Below are 19,867 nucleotides of genomic sequence, written 5' to 3'. Positions count from 1 at the left end.
CTGCAAGGTGTTCTTTTTGCGCATATCGATAATGGTTTCAAAAACAATTTCTTTTTAATCGCTCAGCGCCAATATTTTCTTGAGACCAAAGAAGTGATGTTGTTTCCTGACATTGGTATCGTTTTATGCTATATCCTAATTGGTCGTGATCCCAGTTCAAGAGTTGCGCTATATGACAATTGTCTCTGTTTGCTGGTTGCAAGCGTCTGGTTTGAAACAACTTGCATCGAATGTGTTGCAAGACTGGTTATTAACAACTCGGTTTTCCCAAACACATTTTGGTTGTGGAGCGCAGTATGAAAAAATTCATCATATGCCTAACGGGATTTACCCTCATCGCTGCTGGCGGATATGCCGATCGGATTTCTGAGACTCACGAAATTAAACAAGCCAGACTGCAGATGGTCAAAAAGACCATCCAAGACCGAGGCATTTCCGATAACCAGGTCCTGGCAGCCATACAAACTGTCCCGCGTCATCGTTTTGTGCCGGAAAAACTCCAATCTGTGGCCTATGATGATCGGCCGTTGCCCATAGGTGAGGGACAGACGATCTCCCAGCCTTATGTGGTAGCGCTGATGACAGAAATTTTAGCGCTAGACCGAGATCAGCGCGTGCTTGAAATCGGTACCGGTTCCGGTTATCAAGCAGCCGTCCTGGGTGAAATAAGCGATTTTGTTCACACCATAGAAATTAAGCAAAAACTTTATAAACAAGCAAGTAATACGCTGAAATCACTTGGATATAAAAAAATAAAAACCCGACATAGTGATGGGTATTTTGGCTGGCCGGAAGCGGCCCCCTTTGATGCCATCATGATCACCGCAGCCATCGATCATATTCCGCCGCCGTTGCTCAAGCAACTCAAAGACGGTGGCCGGCTGACATTGCCTTTGGGCAATCCGTTTAGCTATCAAAATCTGGTTCTGGTCACCAAAAAAGGCGACGATCTGATGGTCCAGCAAATTACCGGTGTTTTATTTGTGCCCATGACCGGACATGCCTTAAAAGAACCCGCACCCTGAATGCCCATGATATTGTGTGCCGTTTTCCTGATCGGTTTTTCAACTCTGGCCTTTGAGGTTCTGCTGGCGCGGATTTTTTCGATCACCCAGTGGAATCACCTGTCATTTATGGTGATCAGCATCGCCCTTTTCGGCTTTGCGGCCAGCGGAACCTTTGTGAGTATCCTCAATTCCCGCCGCAATAACCGTCAGCAGCGATCAATGACAGTTGAATTCGCTACCACTGCCTGGCTTGTCCTCTATTCTGCCGCCACCCTGCTGGCTTTTGCGGCGGTCAACCAACTGCCGCTCGACTATTTTCGCCTGCCTGTGGAGCCGGTTCAGAGCATTTACGTATTGGCGGCATTTATATTGCTGGCGCTACCGTTCTTTTTTTCAGGCGGCATGGTGGTGTTTGCCTATGTGCGCAGGCCGCAACATACGGGTCTGATATATTTTGCGACAATGGCTGGATCCGCCTGCGGCGCTGTTGCCCCAGCGCTGCTGCTGCCAGTTTTCAGCGAGGGGCAGCTGGTTGTTTTTTTTGCCCTTCTGCCATTGATGGGTGTTACGACCAGTCTTTTTAGCAGGTCACGCAACACAGTCGCTAAAAAACGACGGGTAGCCCATCAAATGGGCGTTTTTGTTTTTGTGGCCTTGATCATCTGCGGTGGCTTTTTTTTGTGGTCTCCATATGGCCATTGGCTGATAAGCGTTAAACCATCAGCGTACAAAAACTTATCCCAGGTATTGCAATATCCTCAAACGCGTATCGAACAAACCCGTAACAACATCAGGGGTCGCACCGACCGTGTCAGCAGCCCTCACATCCGTTTTGCGCCTGGCCTGAGTCTTAAGTACATGGACAGTCTGGCATCCCAGACAGCGGCTTTTAGAGATGGCGATCATCAGCTGGTTTTATATTCGCCACCGGTGCGCCACAGCATTCAATTTGCGCCCTATACGCTGAGCTACGGCGGTTATGCGCTACATCCCAAGGCACAAAATGCTTTGGTCATCTTGCAAAACGGCGGAGCGGCGGTGGCATCGGTTTTGGCTGCCGGCATCGCAGATGTGACGCTCATATCAGATCATCCGGCTTTTGCTGATATCATCGGCACCCACTATCGACGACAAGTTGTGGCACAGCCGGCCCGCGTTTATTTGTCGGTAACCGACGAGCTTTTTGATGTGATTCAAATCGAAAACTGGGGCACATCTATTCCGGGGTCCGCGGCTCTGAATCAGGATCACCTGTTTACCAGCGATGCCTTTGCGCAATACCTGCAGCATCTGACGCCAGAGGGCCTGATCATCGTCTCCCGACGATTGCTGCTGCCGCCGGCTGACAGTTTGCGGTTATGGGCAACCGCCTATGAAGGATTGAAAAAAATGGATGTCAAAAACCCGGCACAGCATCTGGCCCTGATACGCAATTGGGATACCTTCACCCTGCTCATATCGCGAGCGCCGCTGCACAATTTAGGCCATCTGCAGACATTTGCCACAGAACGCAATTTTGACATGGTCTTTTTCCCGGGTATGACAGCAGCACAGGCCAATCGGTTCAACCAATTCAAAGCACCGTACCACTTTAGTGAAATCAAACGACTGGCTGATGCCTACCACCATGGAAAAGAAAACAACTATTTCCGTTCCTATCTTTTGGATGTGCAACCCCAATCGGACAATCGGCCCTTTCCGGGACGCTACCTGAAATGGCGAAAAGTCAAAACCCTTTACCAGACCTTGGGCAGCCGTTTATATGCATTGTTGTTATCCGGTGAGATTGTGGTGATGGTGGTTTTTGGTGAGGCCCTGCTGGTCAGCGCTTTGCTGCTATTTTTGCCACTGGTATTTATTCGTCGGGATATCCCGAGGCCATCCTGGACACAGGTGCTCTATTTTTTCGGTGTGGGAACCGGTTTTATGTTGGTTGAACTCTTTTTTATCAAAAAATATATTCTTCTTTTTGGCGATCCGATCATCAGCTTTAGCGTTGTGGTCGCCGGTGTGCTTATCTTTTCAAGTTTAGGCGGCGCTTGGTCCCAGAGCCAGACAAAAACTGTGTTAAAACCGGCGCTTTGGGGGTTAGTCGGTTTGCTCATCATCGCCTTTATGTTGCTGAATCCGCTCGTGCATTTTCTGATGGCGCGCCCCGCTATATGGCAATATCTGGGCGCCTTGCTGCTTTTAGGCCCGATCGGTTTTCTAATGGGCCTGCCGTTTACGATCGGCATGCGCGATATGCTGTCTTCTGCGGCCCAGCGCGCCTATGCCTGGTCGGTCAACGGTTGTGCGTCGGTTCTGGCATCAATTGTTGCCGCCCAGATCGCTTTGATGTTCGGGATTGCCTTCATCCTGGGCAGTGCTATTGTTGCCTATGGGATCGTCCTATTAAGTTGGCAGCACCTGAGCAAAACCTGAACGGGAAAGGAGCTAACCCTGACCAGTGAACAAGATACCCATCCATGTGGAATGCTACGCCGGCTATCGAGCCGAAGAGACCCCGCGCAGCATCGCGTTTAAAACTCGCAAAATCCGTGTTAAACGATTGATTGATCGCTGGCTAGATCCCGATCACCGCTACTTTAAAGTGCTCGGAGAAGATGACGGTGTGTATATCGTTCGTCATGACCCCCGTAGCGGAAATTGGGAGCTGACCTATTACAGCACATCAACAAGCTCTCTTTAACAAGATGCCAAAACAGAAATGGTCAATGTCGACAATTAAACCCTATCGCGCACCGCTGTGGTTAAAAAACCCCCATCTGCAGACAATTCTTGCCAGCAGCAAAATCCGTATGATCGGTGCCAATCACATGCGAGATGTGGCCTGCGAAAAAATCATTCAAACCGATGTCGGCACAAAATTACTGGGCTATTATTCCAAACAAAACAGGGATGCATCCAAGGGACTGGTTGTCTTGTTGTCTGGATGGGAAGGCAGTGCCGATTCGACCTACATCTTGCGGTGCGCCAAGATTCTCTATCAAAATGGCTATGACATTTTCAGGCTGAACTATCGTGATCATGGCCCCAGTCACCATCTGAATCCCGGTATCTTTTATGCGGTTCTTTTAGATGAGGTGCACCAGGCCATATTACAGATTGCCGATACTGCCGGAAATCAACCCATGTTTTTAATTGGATTTTCTTTGGGCGGCAATTTCGTTTTACGTCTCCTCAAAAAATGTGTTTCTGTCCCTATCAACAATCTACGCCATGCGGTCAGTATCAGTCCGGTACTGAATCCACAAAAATCTACGCAGACGATTGATCGCATTGCGTATATCCGTAAATATTTTTTGGTCAAATGGCGACGCTCGTTAATGAAAAAACAGACCCTTTTTCCGGATCTGTATGATTTTAGTGAGGTGATGGGTTTAAAGACGATCCAGGCGGTGACCGATTTTCTGTTGGATAAATACAGCGATTTTGAATCTGCCCAAGATTATTTCGATGCCTATGCCGTTATGGGATCGGCCATTGCAGAAGTCAACATACCCGCCACCATTATCACGGCAGCCGATGATCCGATTATCCCGGCAAGCGATTTTTATGACCTGGCCGTCAATGAAACGGTTCAGTTGGTAATTCTTCCCCACGGGGGTCATAACGGTTTTATTATTGGATTTCACCTGGGAAGCTGGTATGAAGCACAACTTGTATTGTTATTTGACCATATCATCAAGCATTCATAAAAAGCGTAAAATTGTGACTTGCTTTTCGCCACTGTGCGACCTAAGTTATTTGGCATAAGTTTAAAACAATTCGGGGGACAATTATGGATGACAAGACAACTGAAATTTTAAAATGCGCCCTTTTGATGGAAAAGCGCGGGCAGGCATTTTACACCAAGGTGGCCCAACAAGCATCCGGCGAGGTCGTCAAACGATTCTTTGAAATGATGGCTGAAGAAGAAAAGAATCACATCAAGATTTTATCTGAGCAATATAAAGCCTATCAAGACAAGCAAGCGTTTAATATCAGTGATATGGCAGATCAGTGCGAATCGGATATCTCCAGCCAAATACTGTCAAAGCATATCAAATCTGAAATTTCTGCGGCTGATTATGAAGCCGCCGCCATTGCGGCCGCGATGTCCATGGAAGAAAATGCCATCAAATTGTATTCAGAACGGGCTGCGGCGGCAACAGACCCCAATGAAAAAGCGCTCTATGATTGGCTGGCAAATTGGGAAACCCAGCATCTGAGCTTTCTGGCCGACATCGACCGCGACCTGACCGAAGACATTTGGTATGATCAACAATTTTGGCCTTTCTAAATTCCGGCCTCATAGGGATATCGGGCGATATATTAACCGACCCACGGTTAATGGGTTGGTTGTCCTTATTTGGGGGTTGATCTTTCCGCTGACGGTAATCGGTGGCGGTAATTGGACGTTAGTGGCGGATGATGACGGGTTGCGCTTGTATTCCCGTTTGCACACCGACAATGCCCAGCGAGAATTCAAGGGTGTATCTGTCGTCGATCACCCCATTGAAGCAGTGGGATCTGTTTTATCCGACATAGCCGCTTATCCCAAGTGGTTTTTCAGATGCCTTCAGGCCCAAAAAATTCCAACAAAAGATGCATCTGACTATAATTTTTTGCTGTATGTCGTCATTGACACACCATGGCCGTTTAGTGACCGGGATGCTGTCTACAGAGCGGTTACATCCATCGATTGTACAGCAGGGAAAATCGTCGTGCGTATCAAGGCCATAAAAACGCATCTGATGGCAGAGAGAAAAGCCTATGTTCGTATTACCGATTCCGATCTTCAATGGATTCTGGAGCGACTCACCCCCAGACAAACTCGAATCACGTTTATCAATCGCACCCACGCAGCAGGCCCCTGGGGTGATATCATCTCCGGTTCCGGAACCCGCGCCACGACGTTGCATTCACTTAAAAATTTAAAAATCCAACTGCGTCAGACTCATTCACACAGAGGAACCAGCAAAACGGGGCATGGTGCCTTTTCAAGAATCGTCATTCCAATATAGTCGACACGTCCGAGGCACATTTTTTCCGGCAGCTGGTGGCAGCCTAAAATAATCAAATCCACTGCCATGTCGCGCGCCATTTTGCACGTCATCAGGGCCGGATCCGCCGGTAAACACCTGAAAGTGACATTGTCATAATCGCCCAGCAGCGGCATGACCTTAGCTGTGTATTGCTCTTTGGCGTCGGCAATGGAGTCAAGCCGCCTGGGGTTATCTTCAGGCAGCTCACCCAAAGTAAAATCTAGGGCATGGAAAATGAGCAGCTCAGCGCCGTGTGCCTGGGCAAGTTCGACGCCTTTTAACAGCGCAAATTCAGACGCCGGCCCGAATTTTAATGCCATCAGGATTTGGTTAAACATGGCAGCCTCCTTTATGAATGGTCCATTCAGCCGAACTCAATCTAACGAAACCGGCAGGTTTACGCCCACATCTATTGCCGTTGAGTTGAACATGGTGATCTATAATTGCCAGAAACCGTCTGGGAACAAAAAAGGTGAAAAAGTACTGTCGATAGGATAATGTAATGAAAAAATGACGCTCGGGGCTGATTGAAATCTGCGATCCGTCGTGGGGTGAGGCTTAGAATGAAAATGTCAGTAAGCTCAATCTGGCGTTGCGAGACGTCCACGCATTCGATGGTCAGGCAGCGATGGGATCAGAATTTTTCTATCTGGCATTTAGCCCAACTTGTAACTTTTTTCATCATTTTTTGCAAGTCCAATATTGCTGGTCAAAAAATAGGGTTGAATAAATCAAATAAGCGATATAAATATAAATTCTGATGCCTTAGCAGAATTTGGCAAAAGGCATATATCGCAGACGGAGTGTATTGCCGGCGCAACTGAGGTATGCTTTATGCCATCGTTTTGGATTTAGCGTTCGCATTCGTTTAACAAACGCTGCTGCGGCTTTTCTCAGGCCCGTATGACAATTACCGCTTCCCAGGCATCATATCACCTCAAAGGGGGGATCGATCACATTGCAGGAACTCAAAACGCTCCAGAAAAAGCTGTCTCAATTGAGAAGTGAAAAAGCAGCCTTTCAAGCGCAAAGCCGGCTTTTGGAAAATTTTGTCTCTTTGGCACGCTCTTCCGGTAAAGAAGAAAAACTTATATCGATATTGCAGCAAACACTGGAAGTCTTCGTTGGTTTGACGGGCGCTGAAAAAGGGAGCCTTTTCTTGCTCAATCGCAATGGCATGGTCATCGAAAGCATTCTAACCCGTGCGGATGCAACACCGGAACAGCGTTCTCAACTCATCGGCCGCGTACTGGATAAAGGTCTTGCCGGTTGGGTTCGTCGGCATCGCCAGTTGGGGTTGATCGAGGATACCCAAGCAGATGATCGCTGGCTGGATCTGCCCGATCAGCCTTATTCGGTTCGATCTGCGTTGGCAGTCCCTATCCTCAGAGACGAAAAACTGCTGGGATTGTTGACCTTGCTGCATGCCCAAAAAGGTCATTTCAACCAGGAAACCGCAGAGTTGATGGAAATGACGGCCGGGCAAATTGCCATCGCTCTTGAAAATGCCAGGCTATACGCCAAATTGGAAAAATCCTATCATTCCCTCGAACGGGCTAAGGCGGCTATCGAAAGTTATTCAGATGCATTGGATGCCGAGCTTGAAAAAGGCAAAAAAATTCAGCGTGATTTTCTGCCAAATCAAATTCCGCAGGTGCCGGGCTGGGAAATCGGCACCTGTTTTAACCCGGCCAGGCAGGTCTCGGGTGATTTCTACGATGCTTTTTTACTTCCCGGAAACTTTCTTGGATTGGTAATTGCTGATGTGTGTGACAAAGGCGTGGGGTCGGCGCTGTACATGGCACTTTTTCGAAGTTTGATGCGGGTATTTTCGGGGCAAATCCGTCTGAGCGGCTGGTCTTCAGCTCAAAGCATTAAAACCGATCTTAACGGCAGTCAGGCTGATCTCAATCAGATGCTGCAAGCCGTATCCCTAACCAATGACTACATCTCATCAGAGCATGGACATGAGAACATGTTTGCCACCCTGTTCTTCGGCGTACTGAATCCAACATCCGGGGAGCTGTTATATATCAATGGCGGTCACGAGCCGCTATACATTATTGGACCGTCTGGTATCAAAGAAACCTTGAGCCCGGCAGGTCCCGCTATCGGTATTATGCCAGGAATACAATATAAGATCCGGCATTCCAAAATTGAGCCCGGCGATATTCTGATCGGTTATACCGATGGCGTGACCGAGGCACTCTCGCCCCGCAAGACCATGTTTTCCAAAGAAAGATTTCTGGCGCTTCTGGAACCCTGCCCCCCATCAGCCAGTGAACTGATTGATCGAATCAAAAGCGATTTATTCGATCACATCGATAATGCACCTCAATTTGATGACATCACCATGATCGCTGTCCATCGTCAGCCCATTTAACAGTTTTGCCAAGTTGGTTTTTCTTTGTTCAAAAAGGCATTGATTCCGTTTTGGGCATCAACCGCCTCTAAATTCATGGTGATGGTGTGTTTGGCATAATGCAGGGCATTGTTGTCAGCCTGGTCGACCTGCGCATAAAATCCCTGTTTGCCTATCGACAGCACAAAGCGACTGGCTTCTGCGATTTGATTGGCCAGTTCTTCTGTTTCGGCCGTTAAATTCTCTTTTGTGACCACATGATTCACCAACCCCAGGTCTTTGGCCTCAGTGGCTGAAAAAAAACGTCCGGTCAGCAGCATTTCCATTGCGGCCTTGCGTCCAATTGCCCGGGTAATGGCCACCATCGGAGTGGTGCAAAACAGCCCGATTTTAACACCTGGAGTGGCAAACTGCGCATCTTCAGAGACAACTGCCAGGTCACACCAGGCTACCAGCTGACATCCGGCTGCAGTGGCAATGCCATGGACTTGGGCAATCACCGGCTGGGGTACTTCATGAATCATTTGCATCATTCGGCTGCATTCGTCAAAAATAGATTTATACTCTTTGATTCCCTTACCGACCATTTCTTCAAGGTAATGACCGGCACAGAAATTTTTACCGGCTGCACGAATGATGATCACTTTAATGGACTCATCCTCGGAAAAAGCCTGCAGCACCGCCATAATTTCGCCAATCATCTGGCGTGATAACGCATTAATCTTTTTTGGATTGTTTAATGTCAAGATGCCCAGCGGTCCTTTGGTTGCGGTCAACACCTGTGGTTGTGTCATGCCTTTGCTCCTTTACTTTTAGATATGTTGGTATGCTCTAGTTCATATTCAAGCGTACTGCTGGCGTTAAGGTCAATATTATTCGCAATAAAAAATATCGATTTTCATATAAATATTAATAAAATAGTAAAATTTATTAAACTAATAGATTAATTATTTGGGAGGCTTTTGAAATGCATGAATGACAACTTAGCACTCTACACAAACAACTGTCTAAGGTTGTGCCTTAAATACCTGGGTTTGGGGATGAAACGCCTGCCAGGCAAACCAATAGGCATAGGTTGCCACAATCGGATCACCGCGTTGGTTGAGAACGGACACCACTTCACCAGTCGAATGGACGTGGATTTCAATGGTTTCACCAGCCAGTTGATCTTTATACGTTCCAGGGTTGTTGCGCAACCACTTTAGGAGATAGGCCTTGGCCACTTGATTGATTTGGATGCCGAGAACGAGTTCCTTAGCTGGCAAATCCTTGCGCACATTTCCCACCGGAAACATCACGCCGGCGACGCGGTAGTAGCCTTTATACGGATCAATGGTATAATTGCGATCGTAGCCCGTATCGTCTGAAAGCACAAGCGTATCTGTATTTCGCTTGCGCCAGGTTTGCCAGCTGACCCGGGTGGACGGTATCTTTTCCAGTTTTTGGCCGGCCAGCGTACCGGAGACGGCTTTTTGCATCAGCTGAGACCAGAGACTTTCGGTCTGATGATCGTAAAGCAGGACGTTGCTTTTGTACAATCGGCCGGATACGCCAAAGGTATATTCCCGGTCTTGAACTGTGCGGGAGTACACGACTCCCGTTTGGGTGAGCGGTCAGAAGGTCACTGCAATGGGCTTGCCATTAATGGTGTCATTGACGACTTCATGCCAATTGAGGATGTTGATGGGATAAGCCCGCGCTTGACCATCAATCCTGACACCGATGACCTGATCCGTATGCTGAAGATAGGTGGCTTTATCCGGCGGGATAAAATGCGGCTTCAAAATAGCCGGGATGCCATCTTTGGGTGGACCACCGGCTAATATCTCTTCTTGCGGCACAATTGCATTATCCAGCTTAAATCCCGTCAGAGCAACGAATGCGAACACCAAACCGATGCCTACCCATGTTGTTTTCATAACAGCAGCTCCTCTCGCTTAATCGCCAACAGCGTGTTCGTGCAGAATGGGTAAGATAATAGCGACTTCTGATTAATTTTTATGCAAGATTCAGGTAATCAGTCGGTGAGATGTCTGACTCCTTACACGTGATGCGTTGAGGCCGTATCGGGAATTGCGAAACCGGATGGTTGGCAGCTCAGCACATGATATCAGAACGCGGTGCGAAAACGGCGAATGCTGGATGGATGCAAAAAAATCACCTCAAGCCTTTGCGCCAACTTGAGGTGACGTTTAATGCATTAATCAGTAAAACGTTTCAAGGCTGATGGGCTGTCAGATACGCATTGCGCCAGACGGCATCTGAAGTCGATCGACTTAAATCTTGCCGGAACGACCGTCATCGCAGGGTTCATCAAAATCATCAAAGCGGGAATGCTCTGCGGTAGAGCTCAATCCACAGGCTTTCAATTCTTCGGCAGTTTTCATGGCACTGCCACAGCATTCAGGTGTTTCGGACGCCTCTGCTTTGACTTCCATCGTATTTCCACAATTTTCACATTCATAAACTTGCATGTCTGCCATAGAATCCTCCATGTATTTCAGATAAGGTCATCGGTTTTTTTATAATGTCACCCGTAAAATAATGGATATAACCGTTAGTGTCAACCCGGGCATTATTGGAAGTGAATCTTTGGGTGTCAACCGATAATGCCGACAACCGCTCCGGTCATAGACGTTGCCAAGGTACCGGCAATGATAGATCGCAGGCCTAACGCAACGATTTCAGAACGTCGATCAGGGGCCATGGTCCCCAGACCACCGATCATAATCCCTAGGCTGCCCGGATTGGCAAATCCGCACATGGCGTAAGTCATAATTAACAGGCTTTTGGGGCTTAATGCCTCTGGCGAAAGACGACTCAGATCGATATAGGCCAACAATTCGTTTAAGATTGTTTTGGTTCCCATTAACGCCCCGGCTGTAGTGGCTTCACTCCAGGGAATCCCCATCAACCAGACCATCGGTGCCATGATGATACCCATTATGCGTTGTAGGGTAACCGGTGCGCCGCCCATATCGGGCAAAAGCCCTAAAATCAAATTGACCAGATAGACCAGCGCCACCAATACCACGAGCATGGCAATGATATTCAGCAGCAAGTCGATTCCCTGCAATGTTCCTTGGGTGACGGCATCCATTGGGCTGGATGCCGGTTCCGGAGCGCTTAATTGGCCAGCGGTAGGCGTTTTGGTTTCCGGTACCATGATTTTAGAGATCGTCACCGCAGCCGGCACACTGATAATGGAGGCTGTCAGAATATGCCCCATCACATCCGGGATTTTGTCGCTTAAAATACTGGCGTATAATACCATGACGGTTCCGGCAATGGTGGCCATGCCGCAGGTCATCAAAGTGAAGATTTCGCTGCGGGTCATCTCTTTTAAATACGGCCGAATAAAAAGTGGCGATTCGATCATCCCGACAAAGATGTTGGCCGAAACCCCCACCCCTTCGGCCCCCCCTACCCGCATTGTTTTTTGTAACGCCCAGGAGAATGCTTTAACGACGACCGGCAAGACTTTCCAATAAAACAACAAAGCCGATAACGCACTCATCAACAGAATGAGCGGTAGGGCTCGAAATGCTAAAATAAAGCTCGCACCTGGAAACTTTTCAGCAAAGGGTAAATCGGCGCCTCCCAGGTAGCCGAAAACAAAAGATGTTCCTTCTGTTGTGGCGGCTTGCAAGGACAACACCAACCGATTCAACACTAGAAAAAATTCCCTGAAGATCGGCAACTTCAGTAGAATAATCCCAACAGCCAATTGTATGATGATGCCAACGATTGGAATCTTGATGCTCACCTGCTTACGGTTTTCACTCAAACACCAGGCAATGCCGGCAAAAACCAATAATCCTGCGATACTCTGGATGACCATAGGTTCAGTTAATCCTTTCGATAAGATATCACAGAAAAAAACCTATAATTGCGAAACTTGCTGGGTTGCGTATTATGTTGAGAATCTAAGTGAGGGCACCGGATGAGTGTTGTCGATGATCTTCGGTTGGCAACATAACAAAACGGTCAGGGGTTGTCCATACCGAAAGACACTGTGATGACAGTCGCTTATACGCTTGCAGGCCTTTAGGCCTTGACAACCGCCAGCACTTCACCCATAAGAGCCTTATGTCCATTTTTGTCAAAACAGTCGCCGGAATCATTGCCTGTTACGGGGTGTATTGTGTTTTGCTTTTCCTGCTGCAGCGGTCGATACTATTCCCACGCAACCAGATACCGACGCCCCCCCATACCGATATAGAGCGCGTTTTGCCGGGTACAAAAAAATTATGGTTGCATACCGACAGGGCCCGTGCGGAAGCATGGTTTTTACCGCCCCGTGCTAATCCAGAGTCATCGCCGGCTCCGGCTGTCATCTTTGCCCATGGCAATGGTGAGCTGATTGATTACTGGCCGCAGATGCTGCAAGAATTCAGTCGGATGGGCGTTGGTCTGTTTTTGGTGGAATATCCGGGATACGGGCGCTCCAGTGGTGTGCCAACGCAAAAAAGCATCACTGAAACTTTTGTAGCGGCTTATGACATGTTGATCACCCAAAAAGGGGTGGACCCCAAGCGCATTTTATTATTGGGCCGGTCTGTCGGCTGCGGTGCGATTTGCGCTTTGGCTCTCAAAAGGCCTGCTGCGGCGCTTATATTGATGTCGACCTTTACGAGCGTTCAATCCATGGCGTCAAAATTTTTAGTGCCACCTTTTCTGGTACGGGATCCGTTTGATAATCTTACCGTTATTCAACAATACCAAGGGCCGGTGATGTTGATCCACGGTCGTCATGACAGTATTATCCCCTTTGACCATAGCGCACGTTTACACAAAGCCGCTACCAACAGTATCCTGATACCCTATGACGCCGGGCATAATGATTGCCCGCCGGATTGGCATCAATTCTGGAAGGATGTCACTGTATTTCTGGTGGAAAACAACCTGCTCAAGAATACAGTTGGCATTTGGAAAAGCGTCCGTTAAGGTGTCGGCGTCAAACGATTATTTCTGACCGATGGCAATCATGCGATTGTTCATAAATCCGTAATCACCATCGGCTTCATAGGGTGAAAAATCGGTATGAATGCGAATGTGGCCAAACCCGCTTCCTGACAACAAATCGGATAAAGCGGTGGCATCATACATTCGAATGGCATAATTTTGATCGCGAATAAGCCCTTCTGTCTTACTCAGAACAATTTCACGGGCACAAATGAAGGGTGCTTGTATTTCCCGCTGGCGACAGACCACGACATTGTCATCGATTTCATGCCAGGCATTAGGCGTGAAAGAGGATTGCACCGCATCGCCATTGGCCACATCTACTAGAATCCAGCCACCCCTTCGAAGCACCCGATAGGCTTCGGAGATGATTTTGGCATCTGCCCCTTCTTCCTGAATGTATCCCAATGAGTTGCCCATGATGATGACATGGTTATACTGTTCCGATGCGATATCCATCTGACGCGCATCACCGCAGATAAACTCCATCTCCAGATTATTTTGACTAGCATTGTCTTGGGCGATATGGATCAATTTTTCAGAATAGTCCAGAAGCGTACAAGCCGTATTTCCCCGGCGGCTGAGCTCCAAGCTGTGACGTCCGTGACCCCCACACAAATCCAATAATTTATGGCCGTCTTGAATGGGTAACAACTGGCAAATAAGATCCACTTCCCGCTGAGTCACCTTACGGTCACACACTGAGCGCGCATCTGTTAACAGATAAACCTCGTCGAAGAGGGTCTTCCACCATCCTGGATCAACCGTTATGCTCATGTGTTCCTTTTCAGACGGTTATTGCGATCATAATGTGGTTGCAAACTATGGCTTGTCATAGGTTTCAGTGTTATGGCCTCTGGCTTCTTGCTTCTAGCGTCTCGCGAGAAACTGGGAATCGGCTGCCAGCCTGCGACGAGCTCAGCCGAGTCGAGGCCAGTAGCCAGCAGCGAGAGGCCAGAGGCTTGACAGCTATGAACTTTAAACCTTGGAACCACAAATTTGACACGACTTATGAAGATTATTTACGAGCATCCGGTGCGGACCCAAAATTAAACAAGCCATCAGAGGCAATGATGGCCGCCGAGCCTTTCCATGGCTGTAAACTTGCAATATCGAGTTCCTCTCTTTCAATTTTGACCAGATCGTCCAACTGCCCAGCCAACCACATCTTTTCCAGCAACAGGCAATCGGCCCACAATTTTTTACCGTATGCCTGCAGGGCCTGTAGTTGCGCCTCAGTGATCAGGCGCGGCCTGAGTGCCACCCGTATGGGGCCCAGCAGATAAGTAAACGCCATGTCGGTTGCCATTTGATTCCGGTCTTCGATAATGGACAGCAGTTCAGCCGGATCCATTTGCAAAATGGCTTCATTGATGTGGGCAACTGCATCCTGCACGCTGGTTTGCGAACGAAGTAGTGCCAAGGGTTGAAATCCGCCGCCACTGCCCACATTGGTGGGCACCCCTCCAAAGCGACCCACAAATCCGAACATTCCCTGAGGTCCCACCAGACAGCGAAAGTCGGTTTGAACCCGTTCCAGAGAGACGGCATCGTTATCCAGATAGGGGATATCCTCTGCCCAAAGGTTCAGCGGAATTTTATGCTGGACGATATAGTTGCCCTCACTTAGCGCCAGATCGATGGCCGCTTCGACATCGGTATTCACTGCACCCACCCGGACGCCGTGTCCGGAATAGCCCCTCTCGGGTTTGAGCACCAGCTGGTCCCAATTATGACGGGTCCAGGAAATCAGATCGTCGATGGCGCTGCCATCAGGCCCATCGGTGCTGCGGGGGTAAAACTGACGGGTCCATGGCGTGCGCGCCACGATTTCTTGGTGGAAATCTTGCGCATGCCGGCCGGTGACGAGTTCAAACATACTTTTGACGTTAAAGGGTTCAGTACCACGCGGGTTGATCACACGATGCTCTTTGACCGCCTGCAACACCGGGGTTAAATCGTGTTGGCGGTGTAAGGCCAGCAAAACATCGGTATTAAAATCCATAAATATAATGGATACCGGCTGTCCCTGCCAGCAAACAGCGCCTTTTTTGATTTCAAGCTCTTCAGGTGCCATCAACGCAGCAGTGATGCCATCGACGGCACTGAGGCCATCGGCCAGGTTACGATTTTCGGTGACATCTTCAAGTGTCTCCGCTTCTGCAACCACGGCGATCAAACCCGGATTTTGTCCGGCACGGGCAGTGTGCGCAGCTATCAACATTTTGGCAAAACCGTCTACCGGGCAAAAAAGTGGATGGTCAAAATCCAGTTCAACTTCAAATTTTAAAATTCGGGTAAGCTTCTGCCAGACGGCTTTGCCGATAATTTGGGTGGTTTTCTGATAATCCCAGCCGCCGGGGCTCCCGAGATTCCATTCCGAGTGATATCCTTGAAATAGGTCCAAACCAGATTCCTTTTTGTTTAATGTAATGATGTGCCCCTGCACCCTGGGAAAGATCCGGGCCAAAAACGATTGAGTCGCTTAACAAGATTTAATGGCGACCAGGGAAGCCAGACAAGTGGCGCCATCATCAGTTTGTTTATCAGCTTCACGATACAGTAAGATATTCAGTGATAGAAATGCATGCAACAATTCATTTGGACGTAAATAATAATCCGCATGATCTTTTGGGTTTGTAATGTTTTTTTCCAGAAAGGTTTCAAAAATAAGAACCCCTCCTGGGGCAAGCCCCGCTTTGATATATGGAAATAATCGTCGGTTGAGGAATTTAATATTGACGATTAGATCGTAGTGATTGGAGCGAATGTCATATGTGTCAAGATCAGCACAAATGCTGTTGATGCGTCGGTGCTGACCGGAAAACAAAGACAGCCCCGCATCTGCGATGTCAATCGCATCGACCATGAATCCTAGATCGGCAAGAAAAATGGCGTTGCGGCCATTGCCGGCAGCAATATCCAAGGCTTTTTTGCCGCGGGCCAGTATTGCATATTTTTTAACGATCGCTGATGGCACCTGGGGGTATTGTTCAATTTGATAACGCGCATTCCATTTTAAGCGGTCCTTAAGCATGGGTCTGCCATTATGGGTATGGTATTTAAAAAGCTGTCAGCCTTGATCGTCGAATGCCGTGATTCATAAATTGAAATGTTGGTTTTCGTCAAGAAAAGATTCTCTTATCAGAAAGCCAAGTGCACAGCGCCGATGTGTTTTCCATTCTTGACCCTGATGTGGCTGAATGTTATTCACATCCAACGAATCGCTTTTTGCGAAAATAGACTCACATGACAAAAAGCCTCCAGGAAACCTTCCTGAAGGCTTTGGGGGTGGTGCGCCCGGCAGGATTCGAACCTGCGACCTACGGATTCGTAGTCCGGCGCTCTATCCGGACTGAGCTACGGGCGCATTTTTAGTTGAATAAATGTGAGCTTGTTAATAGGCCATACACTGCCGATTGTCAATCCATTAATGTGTCTGGGGACTGAACGCACTCGGCATTCGCTACAGGATGTATGATAGATGGACAATAAACATCTTGCCTGGATGAAAATGGCGCTTGGCGAGGCGCATAAGGCCCGCCAAAAGCAGGAGGTTCCAATTGGTGCAGTGCTGGTATCTGAAAATAGTGAACTCCTCTCAGCGGCGCACAACCAAACCATTACGCGCCAAGATCCAACCGCCCACGCTGAAATACTGGCTCTGCGTCAAGCGGCAGCTAAGGTCGGCAATTACAGATTGTTAAATACAACACTTTATGTTACGGTCGAGCCCTGTCCGATGTGCATGGGTGCCGCTATCCATGCCAGAGTTTCCCAGGTTGTATTCGGTACCCGTGATCCGAAATGGGGAGCGGCTGGATCATTGTATCACTTCGGTGCTGACCAGCGCTTTAATCACCAACTGGCCGTTATCAGCGGCATCTACGAAGATGAATGCACACAATTGATGCATGACTTTTTTCGAGCAAAGCGTAAATAATGCTTGTTCACAATTCTTACACAGCGTAAAAAAGCTAAACATTGCGCTTTTCGATGATATTAATCTGGCATGGATGGTTCAACAATATTCAATTTTGTTATGGGTCAAGCAAGACTCAGAGACTGGACAAAAGTGGAAATATTTAAAGCTTTCAAAGGAGAAACTTGTGGCTAATGTTGTGATCGTCGGAACCCAATGGGGGGATGAAGGCAAAGGAAAAATAGTTGATCTTTTGGCCGAATATGCTGATGTTGTTGTTCGATTTCAGGGCGGCAACAATGCGGGACACACCATGGTCGTTGGTGATGAGCAACTGATCACGCATCTGGTGCCATCCGGCATCCTGCAGCAAAAGGTCTGTGTGATCGGCAATGGTGTTGTGGTGGATCCATCAGTGCTGATTGAAGAACTGGATCATCTAGAAAGCCGCAATGTTGATGTTGGCCCAGAGCGATTAAAAATCAGCGAAAGAGCTCATCTGATTATGCCCTATCACAAAGCGGTCGACCATGCCCGCGAAAAATTTAAAGGCGATAAAAAAATCGGCACAACTGGCCGCGGCATCGGGCCAGCTTATGAAGATAAATCCACACGCAGGGGTATCCGCTTTGTTGATTTACTGGACACAGATGAGTTTACCGACAAAGTCAAAACCATCCTTGATGAGAAAAATTTTTATTTGAAACGCTATCTATCTGCCGATCCACTGGACGAGGCCCAGATTATCGATGAATACGCATCCTATTCACAAAAATTAGCCCCCTATGTCACCAACATTTCAATCGTCATCGATACAGCTGTCAAAAGTGGACAGCAAGTCCTTTTTGAGGGGGCCCAGGGCACTCACCTGGATATCGATCACGGCACCTATCCTTTTGTCACCTCTTCCAACACGCTGGCCGGCAATGCCTGCTGCGGAGCCGGTATTGGCCCGCGGGCGATTACCGATGTCATCGGTATTGTCAAAGCCTATACAACCCGAGTCGGCAAAGGACCTTTTCCAGCTGAGTTATTCGACGACGTCGGTGATCGGATTCAGGAAATCGGTGCGGAATTTGGCGCAACGACCGGTCGACGACGCCGGTGTGGATGGCTTGACACTGTCATCCTCAGAAACTCGGTGCGTCTGAATGGCCTCACCGGCCTAACGGTAACCAAACTGGATGTCCTCGGCGGGCTGGATAAATTGAAAATATGTACCGGCTATGAATATCAGAATGAAATACTCAAAGATTTTCCGGCCAGCCTCAAGATTCTGGCCGAATGTAAACCGGTGTACGAAACTTTGCCGGGCTGGCAAGAGGACATATCCGAAATCAAGGAGATAAACGGGCTGCCCGTTAATGTCAGAAATTATCTCAACCGGATTGAAGAGCTGACGGAAACCCCCATCCAAATCGTATCCGTGGGCCCGGAAAGATATCAGACCATCGTGCGCACAAATCCCTTTATTTAGCGCATAAGCTCTTGGGGAAGGATTCAGGGGCGCTTAAAGCGGGTTGCTTGCGACAGTCTGTGCCGGCACATCAGGGACTAGTTGGACGATCCGATCCAGCGTCTTGCCCATCGCTTTTTATTTTTTTCTTTCTCCTGCTGATTCCCAGCGCACCCGCAATGCCCACGGCCAGCAACACTAGAAGGGTTTCCGTTGAAATAGGGGCAGCAGTCCACCAATTTCGGTTATTTGGGGACTCCTGTGTATCATTAGTCGATGAAAGCATTGTGCCCTGGTTGGAGAACGGTCCAAACACCAAAAAGACAATGCTAATCAAACCCGCGGCTGTCACTATGATCGTGTTTTTATAGTTCATTGCCTTATGGTTTGTGTAAGGCAGCCAATCAAAGAAAATGGAACCTATCCTTTATTCTGTTTATGCCTGCTCAGGCTGGAAATTCTGGCCGCAGAACTTGATTTTGCTCTTCCGCTATCTTTTTTTGCTTTTGTGCTGATGATGGTACTTTTGAAATCACCAAAGCTGTCTATCAACTGCCAGCGTTTATCCAGATTGTCCTTGAGCATCTGAAAAAGTTCTACGACAATATCGTCTCTTTCTGTTCGTTTTTGACTGTAGAAATCCAATCTCTTGTTAAAGTCACCTATTTTATCTTCCAGACGCTCGATCTTTTCTTCCAGCAGGGCCATATACTCATGGGCGATCGGTGGTCCAGGAGTTGATCCTGCCGTAGGAACAGGCGATACCGGAGAAGCGCTCGGTTTGGCATCATAACCTGTAAAAGTGCCAAGCGTTTTAAGCTCTTCATAGACGTTGTCCAATATGGAAATTGAGATGGTTTTAAGCTCATCTGCGAAACCATACACCAAGGTTGAGTCGCATAAGACATTAATCAATCTGGGGATACCGCGGGCATAGACGGCTATTCTATCAATCGTATCTGCAGGAAAAATGTCAAAACGACTGCCGCCGCCGATTTCCAATCGGTGATTGATATATTGTTTGACTTCATTTTTTTTAAGGCCTTTAAGATGGCACTGGACGGTGACACGCTGCACGATTTGTTTAAGATTGCCCTGCTGTAATTTAAAGCGTAATTCGGGCTG

General features: G+C 48.1%; 19 protein-coding genes and 1 tRNA gene. 10 read left to right on the top strand and 10 right to left on the bottom strand.

Annotated features, from left to right (window positions below; translation table 11 throughout):
- The first annotated feature begins 296 nt into the window (after window positions 1–296).
- The 6 genes from QNJ26_12360 to QNJ26_12335 all read left to right on the top strand — a co-directional run bounded on the left by QNJ26_12360 (window position 297) and on the right by QNJ26_12335 (window position 6,016).
- Window positions 297–1,025 (top strand): protein-L-isoaspartate(D-aspartate) O-methyltransferase, encoded by a 729-nt coding sequence (locus QNJ26_12360; GenBank protein MDJ0986328.1) that lies wholly within the window; start codon window positions 297–299, stop codon window positions 1,023–1,025.
- Window positions 1,026–3,431: a hypothetical protein gene (locus QNJ26_12355; protein ID MDJ0986327.1), complete on the top strand. Its 2,406-nt coding sequence runs from the start codon at window positions 1,026–1,028 to the stop codon at window positions 3,429–3,431.
- A 25-nt stretch (window positions 3,432–3,456) separates the two neighbouring features.
- Complete coding sequence (locus QNJ26_12350; GenBank protein MDJ0986326.1) at window positions 3,457–3,699, top strand: hypothetical protein; 243 nt, start codon at window positions 3,457–3,459, stop codon at window positions 3,697–3,699.
- Window positions 3,700–3,724: 25 nt separating this feature from the next.
- Entirely contained in the window at window positions 3,725–4,708 is a 984-nt protein-coding gene (locus QNJ26_12345) for an alpha/beta fold hydrolase (GenBank protein MDJ0986325.1), read from the top strand.
- 83 nt (window positions 4,709–4,791) lie between these two features.
- Window positions 4,792–5,292, top strand: coding sequence for a ferritin family protein (locus QNJ26_12340; GenBank protein ID MDJ0986324.1), 501 nt, complete (start codon window positions 4,792–4,794; stop codon window positions 5,290–5,292).
- 55 nt (window positions 5,293–5,347) lie between these two features.
- On the top strand, window positions 5,348–6,016 hold the full coding sequence (locus QNJ26_12335) for a hypothetical protein (GenBank protein ID MDJ0986323.1): 669 nt from the start codon (window positions 5,348–5,350) through the stop codon (window positions 6,014–6,016).
- On the opposite strand, the gene QNJ26_12330 is transcribed toward QNJ26_12335, so the two are convergent.
- Window positions 5,950–6,375 (bottom strand): universal stress protein, encoded by a 426-nt coding sequence (locus QNJ26_12330; GenBank protein MDJ0986322.1) that lies wholly within the window; start codon window positions 6,373–6,375, stop codon window positions 5,950–5,952. The two genes, QNJ26_12335 and QNJ26_12330, sit on opposite strands and share 67 nt — an antisense overlap.
- A 620-nt stretch (window positions 6,376–6,995) precedes the next feature.
- Between QNJ26_12330 and QNJ26_12325 the strand changes: the two genes are divergently transcribed.
- A complete protein-coding gene (locus tag QNJ26_12325; protein MDJ0986321.1) occupies window positions 6,996–8,420 on the top strand; it encodes a SpoIIE family protein phosphatase in 1,425 nt (474 codons plus the stop codon).
- On the opposite strand, the gene QNJ26_12320 is transcribed toward QNJ26_12325, so the two are convergent.
- The 4 genes from QNJ26_12320 to QNJ26_12305 all read right to left on the bottom strand — a co-directional run bounded on the left by QNJ26_12320 (window position 8,417) and on the right by QNJ26_12305 (window position 12,240).
- The gene (locus QNJ26_12320) at window positions 8,417–9,193 is read right to left on the bottom strand and encodes an enoyl-CoA hydratase (GenBank protein MDJ0986320.1); all 777 of its coding nucleotides are present in this window, start codon (window positions 9,191–9,193) and stop codon (window positions 8,417–8,419) included. The genes QNJ26_12325 and QNJ26_12320 overlap by 4 nt on opposite strands.
- Window positions 9,194–9,406: 213 nt before the next feature.
- The gene (locus QNJ26_12315) at window positions 9,407–10,318 is read right to left on the bottom strand and encodes a DUF3179 domain-containing protein (protein ID MDJ0986319.1); all 912 of its coding nucleotides are present in this window, start codon (window positions 10,316–10,318) and stop codon (window positions 9,407–9,409) included.
- A 357-nt stretch (window positions 10,319–10,675) separates the two neighbouring features.
- Complete coding sequence (locus QNJ26_12310) at window positions 10,676–10,882, bottom strand: hypothetical protein (GenBank protein ID MDJ0986318.1); 207 nt, start codon at window positions 10,880–10,882, stop codon at window positions 10,676–10,678.
- Window positions 10,883–10,998: 116 nt separating this feature from the next.
- Entirely contained in the window at window positions 10,999–12,240 is a 1,242-nt protein-coding gene (locus QNJ26_12305; GenBank protein ID MDJ0986317.1) for a nucleoside transporter C-terminal domain-containing protein, read from the bottom strand.
- 248 nt (window positions 12,241–12,488) lie between these two features.
- On the opposite strand from QNJ26_12305, the gene QNJ26_12300 reads away from it, so the two are divergent.
- Window positions 12,489–13,346: an alpha/beta hydrolase gene (locus QNJ26_12300; protein MDJ0986316.1), complete on the top strand. Its 858-nt coding sequence runs from the start codon at window positions 12,489–12,491 to the stop codon at window positions 13,344–13,346.
- A gap of 18 nt (window positions 13,347–13,364) precedes the next feature.
- Here QNJ26_12300 and QNJ26_12295 read toward each other — a convergent pair whose 3' ends face one another.
- The 4 genes from QNJ26_12295 to QNJ26_12280 all read right to left on the bottom strand — a co-directional run bounded on the left by QNJ26_12295 (window position 13,365) and on the right by QNJ26_12280 (window position 16,734).
- Window positions 13,365–14,141: a methyltransferase domain-containing protein gene (locus QNJ26_12295; GenBank protein ID MDJ0986315.1), complete on the bottom strand. Its 777-nt coding sequence runs from the start codon at window positions 14,139–14,141 to the stop codon at window positions 13,365–13,367.
- 241 nt (window positions 14,142–14,382) lie between these two features.
- A complete protein-coding gene (locus QNJ26_12290; protein MDJ0986314.1) occupies window positions 14,383–15,771 on the bottom strand; it encodes a hypothetical protein in 1,389 nt (462 codons plus the stop codon).
- A gap of 78 nt (window positions 15,772–15,849) precedes the next feature.
- Window positions 15,850–16,401, bottom strand: a complete 552-nt coding sequence (locus tag QNJ26_12285; GenBank protein ID MDJ0986313.1) for a class I SAM-dependent methyltransferase — start codon at window positions 16,399–16,401, stop codon at window positions 15,850–15,852.
- A gap of 255 nt (window positions 16,402–16,656) precedes the next feature.
- Window positions 16,657–16,734, bottom strand: a tRNA-Arg gene (locus QNJ26_12280).
- A 114-nt stretch (window positions 16,735–16,848) separates the two neighbouring features.
- Between QNJ26_12280 and tadA the strand changes: the two genes are divergently transcribed.
- The gene (gene tadA / locus QNJ26_12275) at window positions 16,849–17,307 is read left to right on the top strand and encodes a tRNA adenosine(34) deaminase TadA (protein ID MDJ0986312.1); all 459 of its coding nucleotides are present in this window, start codon (window positions 16,849–16,851) and stop codon (window positions 17,305–17,307) included.
- Window positions 17,308–17,473: 166 nt separating this feature from the next.
- Window positions 17,474–18,763, top strand: a complete 1,290-nt coding sequence (locus tag QNJ26_12270) for an adenylosuccinate synthase (GenBank protein ID MDJ0986311.1) — start codon at window positions 17,474–17,476, stop codon at window positions 18,761–18,763.
- 399 nt (window positions 18,764–19,162) lie between these two features.
- Here the strand turns inward: QNJ26_12270 and QNJ26_12265 are convergent.
- Window positions 19,163–19,867 (bottom strand): hypothetical protein (locus QNJ26_12265; protein MDJ0986310.1); only part of this gene is annotated, 705 nt, incomplete at its 5' end.

The sequence above is a fragment of the Desulfobacterales bacterium genome (genome assembly GCA_030066985.1).
GTDB lineage: Bacteria > Desulfobacterota > Desulfobacteria > Desulfobacterales > JAHEIW01 > JAHEIW01.
Note: the sequence above shows the minus strand (reverse complement) of the source record. Positions and strands in the feature narration are given on the sequence as shown.